The organism is Streptomyces sp. NPDC015130, assembly GCF_043080005.1.
GTDB lineage: Bacteria > Actinomycetota > Actinomycetes > Streptomycetales > Streptomycetaceae > Streptomyces.
The window spans coordinates 25,818-43,634 of sequence record NZ_JBIBVC010000020.1 but is presented as its reverse complement, the minus strand read 5'-3'; the positions used below and the strand labels follow the sequence as shown (position 1 = coordinate 43,634).

Here is a 17,817-nt window from a genome sequence, read left to right as displayed (position 1 = left end):
CCGGGTACGGCCGAGGGCCGGGGCGATCGCCCCGGCCCTCGGCCGTACCCGTCACTGCTTGCCGCGCACTACTTCTTGCGGCTGCGCTTCTCGCGGACGCGCACAGAGATGTGGATCGGGGTGCCCTCGAAGCCGAACTCCTCGCGCAGACGGCGCTCGATGAAGCGCCGGTAGCCGGCCTCCAGGAAGCCCGAGGCGAAGAGCACGAAGCGCGGGGGCTTGGTGCCCGCCTGCGTGCCGAAGAGGATGCGGGGCTGCTTGCCGCCGCGGATCGGGTGCGGGTGGGCCGCGACGATCTCACCGAGGAAGGCGTTCAGCCGGCCGGTGGGGACACGGGTCTCCCAGCCGGCGAGGGCGGTCTCGATGGCCGGGACCAGCTTGTCCATGTGGCGGCCGGTCTTGGCGGAGACGTTGACCCGGGGCGCCCAGACGACCTGCTGCATCTCGGTCTCGATCTCGCGCTCGAGGTAGTAGCGGCGCTCCTCGTCGAGCTCGTCCCACTTGTTGTAGGCGATGACGATGGCGCGGCCCGACTCGACCGCCATCGTGATGATGCGCTGGTCCTGGACCGAGATCTTGTCGGTGGTGTCGATGAGGATGACGGCCACCTCCGCCTTCTCGATGGCGGCCGCGGTCCGCAGGGAGGCGTAGTAGTCCGCGCCCGACTGGAGGTGGACCTTCTTGCGGATGCCGGCGGTGTCGACGAACTTCCACGTCACGCCGCCGAGCTCGATGAGCTCGTCGACCGGGTCGCGGGTGGTGCCGGCCAGCTCGTTGACGACGACGCGGTCCTCGTTCGCCACCTTGTTGAGCAGCGAGGACTTGCCGACGTTCGGACGGCCGATGAGGGCGATGCGGCGCGGGCCGCCGACGGCGTTGCCGAAGCGCTGCTCGGGGGCCTCGGGCAGCTTCCTCAGGACCTCGTCGAGGAGGTCGCCGGTGCCGCGGCCGTGCAGCGAGGAGACGGGGAACGGCTCGCCGAGGCCCAGGGACCAGAGCGTGGCGGCGTCGGCCTCGCCGGACTGCCCGTCGACCTTGTTGGCGGCGAGGACGACCGGCTTGCCGGCGCGGCGGAGCAGCTTGACGACGGCCTCGTCGGTGTCGGTGGCGCCGACGGTGGCGTCCACGACGAAGAGACAGGCGTCGGCGGCCTCGATGGCGAACTCGGCCTGGGCGGCGACGGAGGCGTCGATGCCGAGGACGTCCTGCTCCCAGCCGCCGGTGTCGACGACCTTGAAGCGGCGCCCGGCCCACTCGGCCTCGTAGGTGACGCGGTCACGGGTGACGCCCGGCTTGTCCTCGACGACGGCCTCGCGGCGGCCGATGATGCGGTTCACCAGGGTCGACTTGCCGACGTTCGGACGGCCGACGACGGCGAGGACGGGGAGCGGGCCGTGCCCGGCCTCCTCGATCGCGCCCTCGACGTCCTCCGCGTCGAAGCCCTCTTCCGCGGCGAGCTCCATGAACTCCGTGTACTCGGCGTCGCCAAGCGCCCCGTGGTCGTGCTGGTCGTTCATGAAGTCCGTTCCTTGATCATTCGTGGTCGGTGGGTCCCCGGGCCGCGGGGCCCACTACTGAAAGTCTCGCTCAGCGCCCGGTGAGGCGCCTGGCGTTTTCCAGGTGCGTGGTGAGCTGCCCCTGGATCCGTACGGTGGCCTCGTCGAGGGCCTTGCGGGTGCGGCGGCCCGAGCCGTCGCCCGCGTCGAAGGCGTCGCCGAAGACGACGTCGACGCGGCCGCGCAGCGGAGGCAGTGCCTTGACCAACCGTCCGCGGCGCTCGGTGCTTCCCAGGACGGCGACCGGGACGATCGGGGCGCCGCTGCGGACGGCGAAGTACGCGAGGCCTGCGCGCAGCGAGGCGAAGTCGCCCTCGCCGCGGGTGCCCTCGGGGAAGATCCCGAGGACGCCGCCCTGGTCCAGGACGCCCAGGGCGTTGCCTATCGCGTTCCGGTCGGTGCTGTCGCGGTCGACCTTGACCTGCCCGATGCCCTCCAGGAAGGACCCGAGGGGCCCGACGAACGCTTCCTTCTTGATGAGGAAGTGCACCGGGCGCGGTGCGGTGCCCATGAGCATGGGACCGTCGATGTTGTGCGCGTGGTTGACGGCGAGGATGACGGGGCCGGAGGCCGGCACCCGCCAGGCGCCGAGGACACGCGGCTTCCAGAAGCCGTACATCAGGCCGATGCCGATGCGTCTCCCGACGGCGGCGCCCCTCTGGGAGGGCACGGTCACTTGGCGGCCGTCCGCTTCTCGTCCACGAGGGTGACGACGCACTCGATGACCTGGTCCAGGGTGAGGTCGGTGGTGTCGACCTCGACGGCGTCGCCGGCCTTCGCGAGCGGGGAGGTCTTGCGGCTGGAGTCGGCCGCGTCCCGCTTGATCAGGGCTTCCTTCGTCGCGTGCACGTCGGCGCCCTTGAGCTCGCCGGAGCGGCGGGCGGCACGGGCCTCGGGCGAGGCGGTGAGGAAGATCTTCAGGTCGGCGTCCGGCAGGACGGTGGTGCCGATGTCCCGGCCCTCGACGACGATGCCGTGCTCGGCGCTGCGGGCGATGGACCGCTGGAGCTCCGTGATCAGGCTCCGCACCTCGGGGACGGCGCTGACGGCGCTGACCTTGGAGGTGACCTCCTCGGTGCGGATGGGACCGGCGGCGTCGGCACCGTCCACCGTGATGGTGGGGCGGCCCGGGTCCGTGCCGGAGACGATGACCGGCTTCGAGGCGGCGTTGGCGACAGCCTCGGCGTCGGTCACGTCGACGCCGTTGCTGATCATCCACCAGGTGATCGCCCGGTACTGGGCGCCGGTGTCGAGGTAGCTCAGCCCCAGCTTGGCGGCGACCGCCTTCGACGTGCTCGACTTGCCCGTGCCGGACGGTCCGTCGATGGCGACGATCACGGAATCCACGGTGGGAACACCTTCCTGGGGGAGTGACAGGGCCTCGCCGAGATGCGGGCACCTCCACAAGGTTACCGAGTCCCCGGCACCCGTTCGGCCCCACCACCGCCTGGGGGTCTTGTCGATCAGGCCGCGAGCCCGGCCTGATCGGCACGACACCGCCTCGGCACCCGGCCGCCGCGGTCTCAGCTCGTGCGGAGGGCCCATCCCCGGTCCTGGAGGGCCGCGCCCAGCACCGGCGCCGCCGCCGGGTCGACCATCAGCTGGACCAGACCCGCCTGCTGCCCGGTCGCGTGCTCGATGCGGACGTCCTCGATGTTGACCCCCGCCCGCCCCGCGTCCGCGAAGATCCGGGCCAGCTCGCCCGGCTGGTCGCTGATGAGGACCGCGACGGTCTCGTAGGCCGTGGGGGCGGCACCGTGCTTGCCGGGGACGCGGGCCCGCCCGGCGTTCCCGCGCCGCAGGACGTCCTCGACGCCCGACGCCCCGTCCCGGCGCTTGTCCTCGTCGGCGGACTGGAGGGAGCGCAGGGCGCGGACCGTCTCGTCGAGGTCGGCGGCGACGCCCGAGAGGACGTCGGCGACGGGGCCGGGGTTCGCGGAGAGGATCTCGATCCACATGCGAGGGTCGGAGGCGGCGATCCGGGTGACGTCCCGGATGCCCTGTCCGCAGAGTCGTACGGCCGACTCGTCGGCCTCCTCCAGGCGCGCGGCGACCATCGACGACACCAGCTGCGGGGTGTGGGAGACGAGGGCGACGGCCCGGTCGTGGGCGTCGGCGTCCATGACGACGGGCACGGCCCGGCAGAGGGCGACGAGCTCCAGGGCGAGGTTGAGGACCTCGGTGTCGGTGTCGCGGGTGGGCGTGAGGACCCAGGGCCGCCCCTCGAAGAGGTCCGCGGTCGCCGCGAGCGGGCCCGAGCGCTCCTTGCCGGACATCGGGTGCGAACCGATGTACGCGGTGAGGTCGAGGCCGAGGGCCTCCAGCTCCCGCTTCGGCCCGCCCTTGACGCTCGCCACGTCGAGGTAGGCGCGGGCGAGGCCGGCCGACATCGCCTCGGCGAGGGTCGTGGCGACGTGCGCCGGGGGTACGGCGACGATCGCGAGGTCCACGCGGCCCTCGGGCGCCTCGTCGGTGCCCGCGCCGAGCGCGGCGGCCGTCCGGGCGCGCGCCGGGTCGTGGTCGCGGAGGTGGACCGTGACGCCGCGGCCCGCGAGGGCGATGGCGGCGGAGGTGCCGATCAGTCCGGTGCCGATGACGAGCGCTGTTCTCACTGGGCGATGTCCTTGCGCAGGGCGGCCGCGGCACCGAGGTAGACGTGCGCGATCCGGGACTTGGGCAGTTCGGTCTCGACGTGGGCGAGGAGCCGGACGACCCTCGGCATGGCGCCCTCTATGTCGAGTTCCTGGGCGCAGATGAGGGGGACGTCGACGATTCCCAGATCCCGGGCAGCGGCGGCGGGGAAGTCGCTGTGCAGATCGGGGGTGGCCGTGAACCAGATGCTGATGAGGTCGTCGGCGGTGAGTTCGTTGCGCGCGAGGACGGCGGTGAGCAGCTCCTCGACCTGCTCGCGCATGTGTCCGGCCTCGTCCCGCTCCAGCTGGACGGCTCCTCGGACCGCTCGTACCGCCACGTCGTGCTCCTTCGCCTGCGTCAAGTGCTCCGTTCAGCCTAGTCAGCGGCGGGGCGGACGCGCCGCGGCGCCCGCCTTCCGAGACGGAGGACGGACGCCGGGTTCTGCCTTTCGTCCGGTACGGAACACGCTCGATCCCACCCATACCGGTGCGTTCCGCCACTCGGTGTACACAGGGGGCGCGCTGGGCGGTAGAACGGTCGGCATGCTGCTGCACGTCGTACCGCTGGCCGACTGGTCCGCCGACCCCGCCGCCCCCTACGCCCCGGCGTCGCTCGCCGCCGAGGGCTTCGTCCACTGCTCGGCCGACGAGGCCGCGGCCCTGGCGATCGCCGACGGCCCCTACCGGTCCGTGACGGGCCCGCTCCTCGTCCTGGTGATCGACGAGTCCCGGCTGGCCGGCGAGGTCCGCTGGGAGGACTCCGGGGGCCGGCTCTACCCGCATGTGTACGGAGCGATCGAGCGGGCCGCGGTGACGGAGGTCCTGGAGGTCCGGCGGGACGCGGACGGCCGTGCGAGGGAGCTGGCGCCCCGCCCGTAGGCGTGTTGCGGGACCCCGGGCGCGGGGCGCCGCCAAGCTGGGCCCATGACTTCACGCGCCACGAACCGCCGTACCGTCCTGATCGCCGCCGCGGCCGTGACGACGGGCTGCGGCTCGGACGGCGGGGGCGACGGCGGTACGGAGACCACCGCCCCGGCCACTTCCGAGACCTCGGCCGCGCCGAGCGCCCCCGCGACGTCCGCCACCCCCGAGGCGCCCGCGACCTCGGCCACAGCGACCGGCGCCGCCCCGCTGGCCAGGACCTCCGGGATCCCGGTCGGCGGCGGCACGGTCTTCACCGAGGAGAAGGTGGTCGTCACGCAGCCCACCGCCGGGGAGTTCAAGGCCTTCTCCGCGGTCTGCACCCACCAGGGCTGTCTGGTGAACAAGGTCGCGGACGGCACCATCGACTGCCCCTGCCACGGCTCCAAGTACCGCATCGCCGACGGTTCGGTGGCGCACGGCCCGGCCACCCGCCCCCTCCCGGCCGAGCAGATTATTGTCTCGGGGGATTCGATCACCCTCGCGTAATCTCACCGCCATGACTCCGGACGAGCTGGTGCGCGACCACACGATCTACTCCTGCGTGATGGGCTCGCACGCCTTCGGGCTGGCGACCGAGGGCAGCGACACCGACGTGCGAGGCGTGTACCTCGCCCCGACGCCGCTCTTCTGGCGGTTCGACAAGCCCCCGGCCCATGTGGAGGGCCCGGGCGAGGACCAGTTCAGCTGGGAGCTGGAGCGCTTCTGCGAGCTGGCCCTGCGCAACAACCCGAACACCCTGGAGTGCCTGCACTCCCCCGTCGTCGAGCACGTCGACGGGTTCGGGCACGAACTGCTCTCCCTGCGCGGGGCGTTCCTGTCCCGGCAGGCCCACCAGACCTTCGTCCGGTACGCCGACGGCCAGCGCCGCAAGCTGGACGCGGACGTCCGCCGGCACGGGGAGCCGCGCTGGAAGCACGCGATGCACCTGCTGCGGCTGCTGACGAGCTGCCGCGATCTGCTGCGCACGGGCGAGCTCCGCGTCGACGTCGGCGAGGAGCGCGACCGCTTCCTCGCGGTCAAGCGCGGCGAGGTGTCGTGGCAGGAGGTCGAGACCTGGATGAACCGCCTCCAGGACGAGGCGGACCGGGCCCACGACACCAGCCCGCTCCCGGCCGCCCCGGACCACGCCCGCGTCCAGGACTTCCTGATCCGGGCCCGCCGCGCCTCGCTCTGACCTCCTCCCGGCCGCCGCCCCGCTCGGCCAGGGCCGCCGGGTCCGCTCAGGCGTCCCAGAGCGTCCCGAAGGCCAGCAGTTCGCTCCGGTACTCGATGCGGTCCGCCCACTCCGCCGGCCAGGCGTCGGCGCCCAGGTGCGCGCCGGCGAAGGCGCCCGCGAGGGCGGCGATCGAGTCGGAGTCGCCACGGGTGCAGGCCGCCCGGCGCAGAGCGGTGAGGGGCTCGGCGGGGAAGAGCAGGAAGCACAGCAGGCCGGTCGCGAAGGCCTCCTCGGCGATCCAGCCGTCGCCGGTGTACTCGCAGGGGTCTAGCTCCGGGTCGGCCGTGCGCTGGACGGCGTCGAGGCGCTCCAGGACGGCCAGGCACTCGTCCCAGCCGCGCCGGATGAAGTGCCCGGCGTCGGGGTCCTGCGAGCGGGTCCAGAGGTCGCCGAGCCAGCGCTCGTGGTAGCGGTCCCGGTTCTCGTACGCGTACGAGCGCAGCTGTCCGACGAGCCCGGTCGGGTCCACGCCCTGGGCGAGCAGCCACACGGCGCGGGCGGTGAGGTCGGAGGCGGCGAGGGCGGTGGGGTGGCCGTGGGTGAGGGCGGCCTGGAGCTGGGCGGCACCGGCGACCTGCTCGTCGTACACGGGCCGGAGTCCCAGCGGGGCGACCCGCATGTTGGCGCCGCAGCCCTTGGAGTGGATCTGGCTGGCGTCCTGCCAGAGGCCGTCGCCGTCGAGGAGGGCGCAGGCGCGCAGGCAGGTGTTGCCGGGGGCGCGGTTGTTGTCCGGCGAGTGGTACCAGCGGACGTACTCCCGGCGGATGGTGTCGGCGAGACGCTCGGGGCCCGCCACGCCCCGCTCGTCGCAGGCCCTGAGGGCCCGGGCGAGGGCGAGGGTCATCTGGGTGTCGTCGGTGACGTACGCCGTGCCGCGCGTCACCGGCAGCTGCGCCCTCCGCCAGGGCCCGTACTTCGCGAGGATCGACGGCACGTCGTTGAACTCGGTGGGGAAGCCCAGCGCGTCGCCGAGCGCCAGCCCGATCAGCGAGCCGGTGGCGGCCTTCTTGGCGGTCTGCCGCGTCATGTGGATCGTCCTTCCGGTCGGAGCAGCGGCGGGTGGAGGGCCGTGGCCTCTCCCGCCCGGTAGAGCGCGGCCGGTTTCCCCCGTCCGCCGGTACGGCGCGGCGGGCCTTCCACGGCCCGGACGAAGCCGGTTGTGGTGAGGACCTTGCGCCGGAAGTTGGGGCGGTCGAGTTCGACGCCCCAGACCGTCTCGTACACCTGCCGCAGCTCGCCGAGGGTGAACTCCGGCGGGCAGAAGGCGGTGGCGAGACACGAGTACTCGAGCTTGGCGCCGACCCGTTCGCGGGCGTCGGCGAGGATCCGGTCGTGGTCGAAGGCCAGCGGCCCGTGCGAGCCGTAGGGCAGCCACCGCGCCTCGGCCGCGTCGCCGCCGCCGCGCGGCTCGGGCAGGCCCGGGACGAGCGCGGTGAAGGCGACGGAGACCACCCGCATCCGGGGGTCCCGGTCGGGTTCGCTGTAGGTCCGGAGCTGTTCGAGGTGGAGGCCCTCGACGACGGCCGTCGGCAGCCCGGTCTCCTCCGCGAGCTCGCGGCGGGCGGCCGTCTCGGCGGACTCGCGGGGCAGGACGAAGCCGCCGGGCAGCGCCCACTCCCCCGCGTGGGGTTCCTGGCCGCGCTGGACGAGGAGGACGTGCAGGCGTTCCTCGCGGACGGTGAGGACCGCGAGGTCGACGGTGACGGCGAAGGGTTCGAAGGCGTACCTGTCGTAGCCCTCGGGTGCCCTGGGGGTGCTCATCGGCGCTCCGGGGTGCGATCGGCGAGGTGTCCGCCCTCGGCCAGCAGCGCGTCGACGGCGGCGACGGCCGTCGCGAGCCGTTCCTCGTGCGGGCCGCTGAGGACGGCCGTGCGGCGGCCGGTGCGGGCGAGCTGGGTGAGGAGGCGCGCGGTCATCCAGGGGCGCAGCTCGTCGTCCTCCCGGCCGACGCCCCGGTGGTCGGTGAGCAGCCAGAGGTGCTGCCGGCCGCGGGCGGCGATCTCCCCGGTCTCCGCGCTGGCGGTGCCGAGGTACCGCTCGTGCCGGATGGTGGTGGCGAAGGCGTCGGTGTCGCAGAAGAGGACGGGCGAGCCGTCGCGGGCCGCCTCCTCCTCGAGTTCGGCCTGGCGCTGCGCGATGACGGGGAAGTCGGAGGAGCGGAGTGCGAGGTCGGACCGGGTGGCGTCGGGGTGCTCGGCTCCGAGGCCGGCGAGCCGGCGTTCGCGGTACTCGTGCGCGTACGCGGGTACGCACCGGGTGCGGGTCCAGACGCCGCCGCGCCGCCGGTAGTGGTCGGTGAGGGCGAGTGCCAGGGTGGTGACGCCGGTGGACGCGGCGCCGAGGACGACGACACGCCGGGTGAGCGCGGCGCGGACCGGTGGCTCCAGGAAGTCCCAGGAGCCGGCGAGGCAGGCGCGGACGGCGGCGTCGGAGACGGGGAAGCGGGTGGCGTCGGGGGTGACGCGCACGGACTCCGCGCCGAAGCGGCGGCCGAGCTCCTCCCCGCACCCGTACGGCTCCGAGGTGAAGACGGCGTCGACGCGCTCGGGCACCACCGCCCGGAGGTCGACGGGCAGCTCGTCGACGGCTCCGACGACGAAGGCGTCGGGGTGGATCTCGCGCATCCAGGCGACGCGCTCGGTCAGGGGCAGGCCGTCGTCCGAGGAGGCGCGGACGAGCACGGTGAGGCGCTCGCACCGGTCGGCCGCGGTGCGGACGAGGTGGTGGTGGCCGGTGTGCGGCGGACAGAAGCCGCCGACGACGAGGCCGTGCCCGTACCGCTCCGGACCGCCCTCGGACCGCGTCCCGTAGGGCCCCATGCCGGACCTCCCCTCGTCGGAACTCCTGCGTCCACCTCCCCCGCCGCGGCCGGAGGCCTGGTCCACCCCCGTGGGTCCAGGTCCGCCGGCCGCACACGGCGAGGGCGATGGAGACGAACGCGGGCGCGTCACTGCACCCTTAAGAGTCACCTTGACTATAAATGCTGACGCGTCCTGGCCACAAGCGCGAAGGAGGCCCGTGACCGACGCGCGGTCACGGGCCTCCTTCGGCGAGGGGGCGGGAACTACATCCCGACTTCCTTCATCAGCATGCCGACCTCGGTGTTGGTCAGACGGCGCAGCCAGCCCGACTTCTGGTCGCCCAGGGCGATCGGGCCGAAGGCCGTACGGACCAGCTTGTCGACCGGGAAGCCGGCCTCGGCCAGCATCCGGCGCACGATGTGCTTGCGGCCCTCGTGCAGGGTGACCTCGACCAGGTAGTTCTTGCCGGTCTGCTCGACGACACGGAAGTGGTCGGCGCGGGCGTACCCGTCCTCCAGCTCGATGCCGTCCTTGAGCATGCGGCCGACCTCGCGGGGCAGCGGGCCGGTGATCGCGGCGAGGTAGGTCTTCTTCACGCCGTACTTGGGGTGCGTGAGGCGGTGGGCCAGCTCACCGTGGTTGGTGAGCAGGATGATGCCCTCGGTCTCCGTGTCGAGCCGGCCGACGTGGAAGAGCCGGGTCTCACGGTTGTTGACGTAGTCGCCCAGGCACTGGCGGCCTTCCGGGTCCTCCATCGTGGAGACGACGCCGGAGGGCTTGTTCAGCGCGAAGAACAGGTAGGACTGGGTGGCGACGGTCAGCCCGTCCACCTTGATCTCGTCCTTCTCCGGGTCGACGCGCATGCCCTGCTCGAGCACGATCTGGCCGTTGACCTCGACGCGGGCCTGCTCGATGAGCTCCTCGCAGGCACGGCGGGAGCCCATGCCGGCACGGGCGAGGACCTTCTGCAGACGCTCGCCCTCCTGCTCGGCGCCGGGGAAGGTCTTCGGGGTCTTGATCTCCGGCTTGCCGGCGTACCGCTCCCGGTTGCGCTCCTCCGTGCGGGCGTCGTACTCGCGCGAGCGGGACGGGGTCGTACGGCCGCCACCGCGCTGCGGGGACTGCCGGGGGCCGCCCTTGGCGCCGCCGCGCGCCGCGGAGCCGCGACCGCGCTTGGGGCCGTCGGAGCCGGCGAGGCCGGGGACGTCGTACTGGCGCTCCTCCGGACGCGGGTTGCGCGGCCGGCTGCTGCCGCCGCCCTGCCGGTCGTCGCGGCCGCCGCCGGCGCCGCGGTAGCCACCGCCACCGCCGCTGCCGCCGCGACCACCGCCGCTGCCACCACGCCCGGCGCCGCCGCCGCTGCCGCCGCCGCGGTAGCCGCCGCCACCGCTGCTGCTGCCGCCGCGGCCACCGCCGCTGCCGCCGCGGCCGCCGCTGTTGCCACCACGGCTCCCGCCGTTGTTTCCGCTGCTGTTCCTGCCGCTGCTGCTTCGCATCAAATTTCCGTCTTATCGTCTACGTCTGCGTCCGGATCGAACGACGGGACGCCTTCCAGGGAGTCCGGCTCGACCGCCTCGGCCTCGGGGAGGAAAGGCGCGAGCTCGGGGAGTTCGTCCAGGCCGCGCAGGCCCATCCGCTCCAGGAAGTAGTTCGTCGTCCTGTACAGGATCGCACCTGTTTCGGGTTCCGCGCCCGCCTCCTCCACCAGACCCCGCTGGAGGAGGGTCCGCATGACCCCGTCGCAGTTGACCCCGCGGACCGCGGAGACCCGGGAACGGCTGACCGGCTGGCGGTACGCGACGACCGCGAGGGTCTCCAGGGCCGCCTGGGTGAGCCGGGCCTGCTGCCCGTCGAGCACGAAGGCCTCGACGGCGGCGGCGTGGGCCGCCCGGGTGTAGTAGCGCCAGCCGCCGGCCACCCGTCGCAGCTCGAAGCCGCGGCCCTGGGCGGTGTACTCGTCGGCCAGCTCGTGCAGGGCGTCGGCCACCTCGCGCGGGGTCCGGTCCAGGACCTTGGCGAGGTGCTGCTCGGTGGCGGGCTCGTCGACGACCATCAGGACGGCTTCGAGGGAGGGCTTGAGGTCGCTCACTCCGGGGCCTCCGTTTCTGGGGCGGACACGGGGTCGGGGTCGGGGTCGGAGTCCCGGTCGGGGTCGGGTTCCCGGTCGAACTCGTCGGTGACGCGGGCGTCCCGGTCGCCGCCGGCCCAGGTGACGGTGAGCTCCCCGAGGGCCGTCTCCTGGTCGAGGCCGACGGCCTTCTCCCGGTAGAGCTCCAGGAGGGCGAGGAAGCGGGCGACGACGGTGAGGGTGTCGCCGGCGTCCTCGATCAGCTCGCGGAAGGCCGCCGTCCCGCGCTCGCGCAGGAGCGCCACGACCACGGCGGCCTGTTCCCGGACGCTGACGAGCGGGGCGTGGATGTGGTCGACGTAGACCTGGGGTTCGGCCTTGGGCTGCATGGCCTTGACGGCGAGCTTGGCGAAGCCCTCGGCACCGATGGAGATGACGACCTCGGGGAGCAGCTCGGCGTGGTGCGGTTCGAGCCCGACGGTACGGGGGTGGCGGCGGCCCTCGGCCTCCCAGCGGTCCTGGAAGATCTCCGCGATCCGCTTGTACGCGCGGTACTGGAGGAGCCGGGCGAAGAGGAGGTCGCGCGCCTCCAGGAGGGCGAGGTCGGCCTCGTCCTCCACCTCGGCGACGGGCAGCAGCCGGGCGGCCTTGAGGTCGAGCAGGGTGGCGGCGACGACGAGGAACTCGGTGGTCTGGTCGAGGTCGCCGTCGGGGCCGAGGGCGCGGAGGTGCGCCATGAACTCGTCGGTGACCTGGGAGAGGGCGACCTCGGTGACGTCGAGCTTGTGCTTGGTGATGAGCTGGAGGAGCAGGTCGAAGGGCCCCTCGAAGTTCGCGAGCCGCACGGTGAACCGCCCGTCACCGACCTCACCGCCACCAGGAGCACCGGCCGGGGGCCCCGCCGCGGAATCGTCGACGGACCCGGCCACGGGCACGGCTACGGCCGCAGCCACGGACTCGGCCACAGGCACGGCCACGGACTCGCCTGGAGACCCCGTCTCCGCCCCCGCCACGGGCTCGTCGACAGGCTGAGCCTCGACCCCCGTCTCCGCCTCCGTCACGCGCTCGGCCGCAGGCTCGGTCAGGGGCCCTGACGCGGCCTCCGCCGCTTGCTCCGCCACGGCCGGGGCCACCGGCTCGGCCGCCTCCGCCCCGCCCGGGGCCGTCTCCGCCTCGGGGGCGGCAGGCCCCCGCAGCCCGACCGGGCCGCGGCCCAGGGGGCGGCGGCCCGGCGGGCGGGACGTTTCGTCAGAGGCGTGGTGCATGGGGGTCCAGGGGGAACGGAGAGCTCGGCAGCAGCCCGCAGGCTACCGTCAGCGGCCGCGCAGGCGGCGCACGAGGATGCTCGCGTCGCCGCGGGACTCCAGGTCCGCCAGCACGACGGCGACGGCCTCCCGGACGATCCTGCCCCGGTCGACGGCGAGCCCGTGCTCACCGCGGAGCACCAGCCGGGCGTGCTCCAGGTCCATGAGCTCCTCGGCGGAGACGTAGACCGTGATCTTCTCGTCGTGGCGCTCACGGCCGCTGGGCCGCCTGTTCGGGGTACGGCCGCCGCGCCGCCGGGCGGCCGCCGGGGCCGGGACCGCGGCGGGGGCCGCGGGCTTCGCTGCGGCGGGGCCTTCCGGCTCCGCCGTGCGGGCCCGGGGCTCGGCCGCCTCGGAGTCCGCGGCCGTGTGTTCCGCGGAGCCCTCGGCCGCCGCCGTGTCGCTCTCGCCCGCCGGGGCCGGGACGGCCCGTCGGGGTGAGGACGACTGGAGCGCCGTACCCCCGGTCGTACGGAAGAGTTCGTCGGCGCCGGGCAGACTCACTCGGCGTGACACCGGGCGAGCACCTCCCTGGCGAGCTGACGGTAGGCGGCGGCACCCACGGAGTTCGAGGCGTAGGTGGTGATGGGCTCGCCGGCGACCGTGGTCTCCGGGAAGCGCACGGTCCGCCCGATGACCGTGTGGTACACGTGGTCGTCGAAGGCCTCGACGACGCGCGCGAGGACCTCACGGCTGTGCACGGTCCGCGAGTCGTACATCGTGGCGAGGATGCCGTCGAGCTCCAGCTCGGGGTTGAGCCGCTCCTGGACCTTCTCGATGGTCTCGGTCAGCAGGGCCACTCCGCGCAGGGCGAAGAACTCGCATTCCAGCGGCACGATGACCTTGTGAGCCGCCGTCAGGGCGTTCACGGTCAGCAGGCCGAGCGAGGGCTGACAGTCGATCACGATGTAGTCGTAGTCGTTCATCAGCGGCTTCAGGGCGCGCTGGAGCGTGGACTCGCGCGCGACCTCGCTGACGAGCTGGACTTCGGCCGCCGAGAGGTCGATGTTGCTCGGCAGCAGGTCCATGTTGGGGACCGCGGTCTTGAGGAGCACCTCGTCCGCCGACATGCCCCGCTCCATGAGCAGGTTGTAGACGGTGAGGTCGAGCTCCATCGGGTTCACGCCGAGGCCGACCGACAGGGCTCCCTGCGGGTCGAAGTCGACGAGCAGCACCCGTCGTCCGTACTCGGCGAGCGCGGCACCCAGGTTGATGGTCGACGTGGTCTTGCCGACGCCGCCCTTCTGGTTGCACATCGCGATGATCTTGGCGGGTCCGTGGTCGGTCAGGGGACCCGGGATCGGGAAGTACGGCAGGGGCCGTCCGGTGGGGCCGATCCGCTCGCGGCGCTGGCGGGCAGCGTCGGGTGCGAGGGTGGCCGCGTACTCCGGGTCGGGCTCGTACTCGGCGTCGGGGTCGTAGAAGTGCCCCTCGGGCACCTCGTCAAAGGCGGCGAAGTGGGTGGACTCTCGGCCCATCTCGTTGCCGGCCGTGGCGTTCACGTGTAGGCCGTCCATCGTCTTCATCGTGTGGGCTGTCGTCATGGGCTGGTGCGTCGCGAAGGTCCGCACCGCGACGGAGCCGATCGGAGCACCTGGCGCACCGCTCCCGGGAGTAATTGTCGACTCATTCACAAGTCGTCTTACCTCCTTGGATGTCACCAGGAACATTTATCGATAGGTCAGCGTGGCACCATGCCGACGGTTGGCGACTCTATGGCGTGTCACCGCTCCGCAGCAACACAATCCGCCGGACCCGGCCGGATGTGTCGGCAACCGAACACGTCTCTGTCAAGGGTGCGCAGGCATGCATCCACACGTTTCAGGGGTGCGCGAAACGGTTAAAGGGTTACGTTCGAGGCGAGTTGCTCGGGCCCCGGACGTGGCCGGACGCACAGCCGGCCGGACCTTGTCGAACAAGGTCCGGCCGGGTGTGTGGCATTGACGGCACCGGTTGACGGCGGTGCGTCGGGGGTCAGCCCAGGAGGGTGCTCAGCTCGACGTGGTCGAGGCCGTGCGCCTCGGCGACCTCCTTGTAAACCACCTTGCCGTCATGGGTGTTGAGGCCCAGACCGAGGGCGGCGTCGCGGCGCAGCGCCTCGACCCAGCCGTTGTTCGCCAGCGACACGATGTAGGGCAGCGTGGCGTTGGTGAGGGCGTAGGTGGAGGTGTTCGGGACGGCGCCCGGCATGTTGGCGACGCAGTAGAAGACCGAGTTGTGGACCTGGAAGGTCGGCTCGGCGTGGGTGGTCGCGTGGGAGTCCTCGAAGCAGCCGCCCTGGTCGATCGCAATGTCGACAAGGACACTTCCGGGCTTCATCTTGGCGACGAGCTCGTTGGTGACCAGCTTCGGGGCCTTGGCACCCGGGATGAGGACGGCGCCGATGACGAGGTCGGCCTCGACGACGGCCTTCTCCAGCTCGTAGGCGTTGGAGACGATCGTCTTCACCTTGGTGCCGAAGATCTTGTCGGCCTCGCGGAGCTTGTTGATGTCGCGGTCGAGCAGGGTCACGTGGAAGCCCATGCCGACGGCGATCTGCGTGGCGTTCCAGCCGGAGACGCCGCCGCCGATGACCACGCACTCGCCGGCGTGGGTGCCGGGGACGCCGCCGGGGAGGACGCCACGGCCGCCGACCGAGCGCATCAGGTGGTACGCGCCGACCTGCGGGGCCAGGCGGCCCGCGACCTCGGACATCGGGGCGAGCAGCGGCAGGGCGCGGTTCGCGGTCTCGACGGTCTCGTAGGCGATGGCGGTGGTGCCGGACTCCAGCAGCGCGTCCGTGCACTCGCGGGAGGCGGCGAGGTGCAGGTACGTGAAGAGGGTCTGGTCCTTGCGGAGGCGGTGGTACTCCTCCGCGATGGGCTCCTTGACCTTGAGCAGCAGGTCGGCGATGGCCCAGACCTCGTCGGCGGTGGGGAGGATCTCGGCGCCGGCGGCGACGTACTCCTCATCCGTGATCGAGGAGCCGACACCGGCGTTCTGCTCGATGAAGACCTGGTGGCCGTTGCGGACGAGCTCGTGGACACCCGCAGGGGTGATGGCCACGCGGAACTCGTTGTTCTTGACCTCGCGGGGGATGCCGACCTTCATCGTCGATCACGGTCCTTGAATCTGGGGGGACAACTGGGGTACTGCGATACATACCCGGATGCACTGCGGCGCACCGGGGCAGACCACGTTCGAACGCGGCGGACCCAGTCTAATGAAGGAGTTCCCGGTGTCTAGCCTTTCAAAGTACTAATCTTTCTCGAACCCACTGCGGATTTCGCAGGCTGCCGCGCGTGATTCCAGCAATCGTTCCGCTGCGGCCCTGTGCAGCCCGGCCGCGGCGGGGTCCCCGAGCCGGTCGAGCGTGTCGGCGAGCCGGAGCTGGAGGGCCGCCTGGAGCCGGGTGTCCTGCGCGCGGCGGGCCCACTCCACCGCCTCCTCGCAGGTCCGCAGCGACTCCTCGGGCCGTCCCGCGTACTCCTGGACCCGGGCCGCCTCGCTCAACGCCCGCGCGTGGCCCGGGAGATCGGCGAGCCTGCGGTAGCCGGCCGCGGCGGCCCGCCAGTTCCGCAGGGCCTCCCCGTACCGCCCGGCGTAGGTCTGCACGGCGCCGAGGCGTCCGTACAGCCGGGCCTGGTCGGCGCGCTCGTCCCGGGCGAGGCGCTGGGCGAGCGCCCGCCCGTACCAGTCCCCGGCCCGCTGCCAGTCCCCGAGCTCCTGATACGAGCCACCTACGGATTCCATTGCGCGACCGGTGGCGTACGGATCATTTGCCGCCCTTCCGGCATCCAAAGCCAACCGATATCGCAGCAGAGCCTCCTGTGTCCGTCCGGTCCGGGCGTCCAGGTCGGCGAGGTTCAGCAGGGCGGCCGCCCGCTCTCGGTGCAGCCCGCGCCGCTCGGCCACGTCCAGGACCAGCCGGTGCAGGCCGTACAGCTCGGGCGCGGCGGCCTCGGCGCCCCGGTGCGCGGCGAGCGCCCGGACGAAGGAGGCGATCAGGCGGCGGGCCAGGGTGTCGAGCTCCCCGTCGGCGACCGCGAGGCGGGCGGAGGCGAGCAGGGCGGGCTGCCGGGAGCGCAGCCAGTCGGCCCCCGCCTCCCTGCTGGGGAAGCGCAGGGCGCGCGGCAGACCGGCGAGCTTCCGCCGGGCGGCCGAGCCCTCGGGTTCGGTGACCGCACGGCACGACTGGAGGAGCCGTACGGTCCGCTCCAGCATCCGGGCCCGGGCGAGCTGCACCTCGGCGGGCCGGTCGCGCTCCTCCAGCTGGGCGCGAAGGAGGGGAACGAGGTGGCCGGGGACCTCGTACTGCCCGTCGCCCGCGTCGGAGACGAGCCCCAGGGCGGCGAAGTCGGTCAGGGTGGTGGCCGCCGCGGAGACCGAGCAGCCGGCCAGGGCGGAGGCGGTGTGGGCGTCGGCCCGGCCGAGCGGGGCCAGGGAGAGGAATCGCAGTATCCGGGCGGCGGTCGCGGGCAGCGCCTCGTGTGCCAGCACGAAGGTCCGGGTGAGCGGGTCACCGGTCAGCCCGCGCAGCTGCTTCGCGAGGTCGGCGACGGAGGCCTTGGGGCGGGCCGCGAGCCAGCCCCCGGCGAGGACGACGGCGCCGGGCATCCCCCCGCACTCCTCGACGAGCGTCTCGGCGGCCTGCGGGTCGACGGTGATGCGGACGGAGCCGGTGAAGGCGGTGAGGAGCTCGATGGCCGACTTGGGGTCGAGCCCGCCGAGGGTGCAGGGCCGTACGTCGGGGATGCCGGTGAGCGGGCCGCGCGACACGCCGACGACCAGGGTGGCGGGGTCGTCGGGGATCAGCGGGTCGGCCTGCTCGGCGTCGACGGCGTCGTCGAGGATCAGGACGGCCCGGCGGCCGGCGAAGGCGCGGCGGACCAGTTCGGTCAGCTCGTCCTCGCCGGCGCCGGGCGGCTCGGCCACGCCGAGCGCGGCCAGCAGCTCCTGGGCGACGCGGGCGGTGGGGACGGGGTCGCCGCCGGGCTCGGTGAGCCGGGCGCGGAACACCCCGTCGGGGTAGCGCTCGGCGAGCCCCTCGGCGAGCTCCTCGGCGAGGGCGGTGCGCCCGGAGCCGGGCTTGCCGGCGACGAGCAGGACCCGGGCGCGGGGTGCCTTGCGGCCCGTGAGGGTGTCGAGGCCCGTCCGTTCGATGTCGGCGCGCAGAGCCTTCAGCTCCCGCTGCCGGCCGAAGAACCGCCGGCCCACGGCCGCCGCCACCGCCTGATCCGTCACGGGCCACGCTCCCGTCCACCTGCGCACGAGCCGATCCCGCGGGGGGCTCCGCACGGGCGATTCCGAGCGTAGTTCAGGCCGCGGCACGGACC

The 17,817-nt window shown here is 73.1% G+C and carries 18 protein-coding genes; 3 read left to right on the top strand and 15 right to left on the bottom strand.

From position 1 onward, the window contains the following. Positions 1–68 precede the first annotated feature (68 nt). The 5 genes from der to aroH all read right to left on the bottom strand — a co-directional run bounded on the left by der (position 69) and on the right by aroH (position 4,527). The gene (der, locus tag ACF08F_RS32020; RefSeq protein WP_392302020.1) at positions 69–1,517 is read right to left on the bottom strand and encodes a ribosome biogenesis GTPase Der; all 1,449 of its coding nucleotides are present in this window, start codon (positions 1,515–1,517) and stop codon (positions 69–71) included. Positions 1,518–1,587: 70 nt separating this feature from the next. Further along, positions 1,588–2,175, bottom strand: coding sequence for a lysophospholipid acyltransferase family protein (locus tag ACF08F_RS32015; protein ID WP_392302125.1), 588 nt, complete (start codon positions 2,173–2,175; stop codon positions 1,588–1,590). Between the two features lie 53 nt (positions 2,176–2,228). Further along, positions 2,229–2,933 (bottom strand): (d)CMP kinase, encoded by a 705-nt coding sequence (cmk, locus tag ACF08F_RS32010; protein ID WP_392302124.1) that lies wholly within the window; start codon positions 2,931–2,933, stop codon positions 2,229–2,231. Between the two features lie 146 nt (positions 2,934–3,079). Next, on the bottom strand, positions 3,080–4,168 hold the full coding sequence (locus ACF08F_RS32005) for a prephenate dehydrogenase (RefSeq protein WP_392302019.1): 1,089 nt from the start codon (positions 4,166–4,168) through the stop codon (positions 3,080–3,082). Beyond that, positions 4,165–4,527 carry a chorismate mutase gene (aroH, locus tag ACF08F_RS32000; protein ID WP_150271687.1) on the bottom strand — a complete coding sequence of 121 codons (363 nt, stop codon included), beginning with the start codon at positions 4,525–4,527 and terminating at the stop codon, positions 4,165–4,167. Before aroH ends, ACF08F_RS32005 begins: the two co-directional genes overlap by 4 nt. A 205-nt stretch (positions 4,528–4,732) precedes the next feature. On the opposite strand from aroH, the gene ACF08F_RS31995 reads away from it, so the two are divergent. Genes ACF08F_RS31995 through ACF08F_RS31985 form a run of 3 tightly spaced genes read left to right on the top strand, consistent with a single transcriptional unit; the run spans position 4,733 to position 6,287 of the window. Then, on the top strand, positions 4,733–5,068 hold the full coding sequence (locus ACF08F_RS31995) for a DUF952 domain-containing protein (protein WP_392302018.1): 336 nt from the start codon (positions 4,733–4,735) through the stop codon (positions 5,066–5,068). A 45-nt stretch (positions 5,069–5,113) separates the two neighbouring features. Next, positions 5,114–5,599 (top strand): Rieske (2Fe-2S) protein, encoded by a 486-nt coding sequence (locus tag ACF08F_RS31990; protein ID WP_392302017.1) that lies wholly within the window; start codon positions 5,114–5,116, stop codon positions 5,597–5,599. Between the two features lie 10 nt (positions 5,600–5,609). After that, on the top strand, positions 5,610–6,287 hold the full coding sequence (locus ACF08F_RS31985; protein ID WP_392302016.1) for a DNA polymerase beta superfamily protein: 678 nt from the start codon (positions 5,610–5,612) through the stop codon (positions 6,285–6,287). Positions 6,288–6,333: 46 nt separating this feature from the next. Here the strand turns inward: ACF08F_RS31985 and ACF08F_RS31980 are convergent, their stop codons facing one another. The 10 genes from ACF08F_RS31980 to ACF08F_RS31935 form a co-directional block, all read right to left on the bottom strand. Beyond that, positions 6,334–7,356, bottom strand: coding sequence for an ADP-ribosylglycohydrolase family protein (locus ACF08F_RS31980; RefSeq protein ID WP_392302015.1), 1,023 nt, complete (start codon positions 7,354–7,356; stop codon positions 6,334–6,336). Next, entirely contained in the window at positions 7,353–8,090 is a 738-nt protein-coding gene (locus ACF08F_RS31975) for an NUDIX domain-containing protein (RefSeq protein WP_392302014.1), read from the bottom strand. Before ACF08F_RS31975 ends, ACF08F_RS31980 begins: the two co-directional genes overlap by 4 nt. After that, the gene (locus tag ACF08F_RS31970; protein ID WP_392302013.1) at positions 8,087–9,148 is read right to left on the bottom strand and encodes an AAA family ATPase; all 1,062 of its coding nucleotides are present in this window, start codon (positions 9,146–9,148) and stop codon (positions 8,087–8,089) included. The genes ACF08F_RS31975 and ACF08F_RS31970 overlap by 4 nt, the downstream gene beginning before the upstream one ends. A gap of 245 nt (positions 9,149–9,393) precedes the next feature. Further along, positions 9,394–10,626, bottom strand: a complete 1,233-nt coding sequence (locus ACF08F_RS31965) for a pseudouridine synthase (RefSeq protein WP_392302012.1) — start codon at positions 10,624–10,626, stop codon at positions 9,394–9,396. Continuing rightward, positions 10,626–11,183: an SMC-Scp complex subunit ScpB gene (scpB, locus tag ACF08F_RS31960; RefSeq protein WP_055646406.1), complete on the bottom strand. Its 558-nt coding sequence runs from the start codon at positions 11,181–11,183 to the stop codon at positions 10,626–10,628. Before scpB ends, ACF08F_RS31965 begins: the two co-directional genes overlap by 1 nt. A gap of 32 nt (positions 11,184–11,215) precedes the next feature. After that, entirely contained in the window at positions 11,216–12,463 is a 1,248-nt protein-coding gene (locus ACF08F_RS31955) for a segregation and condensation protein A (RefSeq protein WP_392302011.1), read from the bottom strand. Positions 12,464–12,511: 48 nt separating this feature from the next. Further along, positions 12,512–13,018 (bottom strand): hypothetical protein, encoded by a 507-nt coding sequence (locus tag ACF08F_RS31950; RefSeq protein ID WP_392302010.1) that lies wholly within the window; start codon positions 13,016–13,018, stop codon positions 12,512–12,514. Next, positions 13,003–14,028 (bottom strand): ParA family protein, encoded by a 1,026-nt coding sequence (locus tag ACF08F_RS31945; RefSeq protein ID WP_037637819.1) that lies wholly within the window; start codon positions 14,026–14,028, stop codon positions 13,003–13,005. Before ACF08F_RS31945 ends, ACF08F_RS31950 begins: the two co-directional genes overlap by 16 nt. A gap of 448 nt (positions 14,029–14,476) precedes the next feature. Continuing rightward, positions 14,477–15,592, bottom strand: coding sequence for an alanine dehydrogenase (gene ald, locus ACF08F_RS31940; protein ID WP_392302009.1), 1,116 nt, complete (start codon positions 15,590–15,592; stop codon positions 14,477–14,479). A 147-nt stretch (positions 15,593–15,739) separates the two neighbouring features. Beyond that, positions 15,740–17,725, bottom strand: a complete 1,986-nt coding sequence (locus tag ACF08F_RS31935; RefSeq protein ID WP_392302008.1) for a tetratricopeptide repeat protein — start codon at positions 17,723–17,725, stop codon at positions 15,740–15,742. Between the last annotated feature and the right edge of the window lie 92 nt (positions 17,726–17,817).

Bases quoted from the DNA above. Each gene is read 5' to 3' on its own strand.
- ACF08F_RS31990 (WP_392302017.1), top strand. From the start codon at position 5,114: ATGACTTCACGCGCCACGAACCGCCGTACCGTCCTGATCGCCGCCGCG.
- ACF08F_RS31955 (WP_392302011.1), bottom strand. From the start codon at position 12,463: ATGCACCACGCCTCTGACGAAACGTCCCGCCCGCCGGGCCGCCGCCCC.
- ACF08F_RS31995 (WP_392302018.1), top strand. From the start codon at position 4,733: ATGCTGCTGCACGTCGTACCGCTGGCCGACTGGTCCGCCGACCCCGCC.
- der (WP_392302020.1), bottom strand. From the start codon at position 1,517: ATGAACGACCAGCACGACCACGGGGCGCTTGGCGACGCCGAGTACACG.
- ACF08F_RS31945 (WP_037637819.1), bottom strand. From the start codon at position 14,028: ATGAAGACGATGGACGGCCTACACGTGAACGCCACGGCCGGCAACGAG.
- ACF08F_RS31975 (WP_392302014.1), bottom strand. From the start codon at position 8,090: ATGAGCACCCCCAGGGCACCCGAGGGCTACGACAGGTACGCCTTCGAA.
- ACF08F_RS31985 (WP_392302016.1), top strand. From the start codon at position 5,610: ATGACTCCGGACGAGCTGGTGCGCGACCACACGATCTACTCCTGCGTG.
- ald (WP_392302009.1), bottom strand. From the start codon at position 15,592: ATGAAGGTCGGCATCCCCCGCGAGGTCAAGAACAACGAGTTCCGCGTG.
- ACF08F_RS31965 (WP_392302012.1), bottom strand. From the start codon at position 10,626: ATGCGAAGCAGCAGCGGCAGGAACAGCAGCGGAAACAACGGCGGGAGC.
- ACF08F_RS31970 (WP_392302013.1), bottom strand. From the start codon at position 9,148: ATGGGGCCCTACGGGACGCGGTCCGAGGGCGGTCCGGAGCGGTACGGG.
- ACF08F_RS31980 (WP_392302015.1), bottom strand. From the start codon at position 7,356: ATGACGCGGCAGACCGCCAAGAAGGCCGCCACCGGCTCGCTGATCGGG.
- scpB (WP_055646406.1), bottom strand. From the start codon at position 11,183: ATGGTCGTCGACGAGCCCGCCACCGAGCAGCACCTCGCCAAGGTCCTG.
- ACF08F_RS32015 (WP_392302125.1), bottom strand. From the start codon at position 2,175: ATGTACGGCTTCTGGAAGCCGCGTGTCCTCGGCGCCTGGCGGGTGCCG.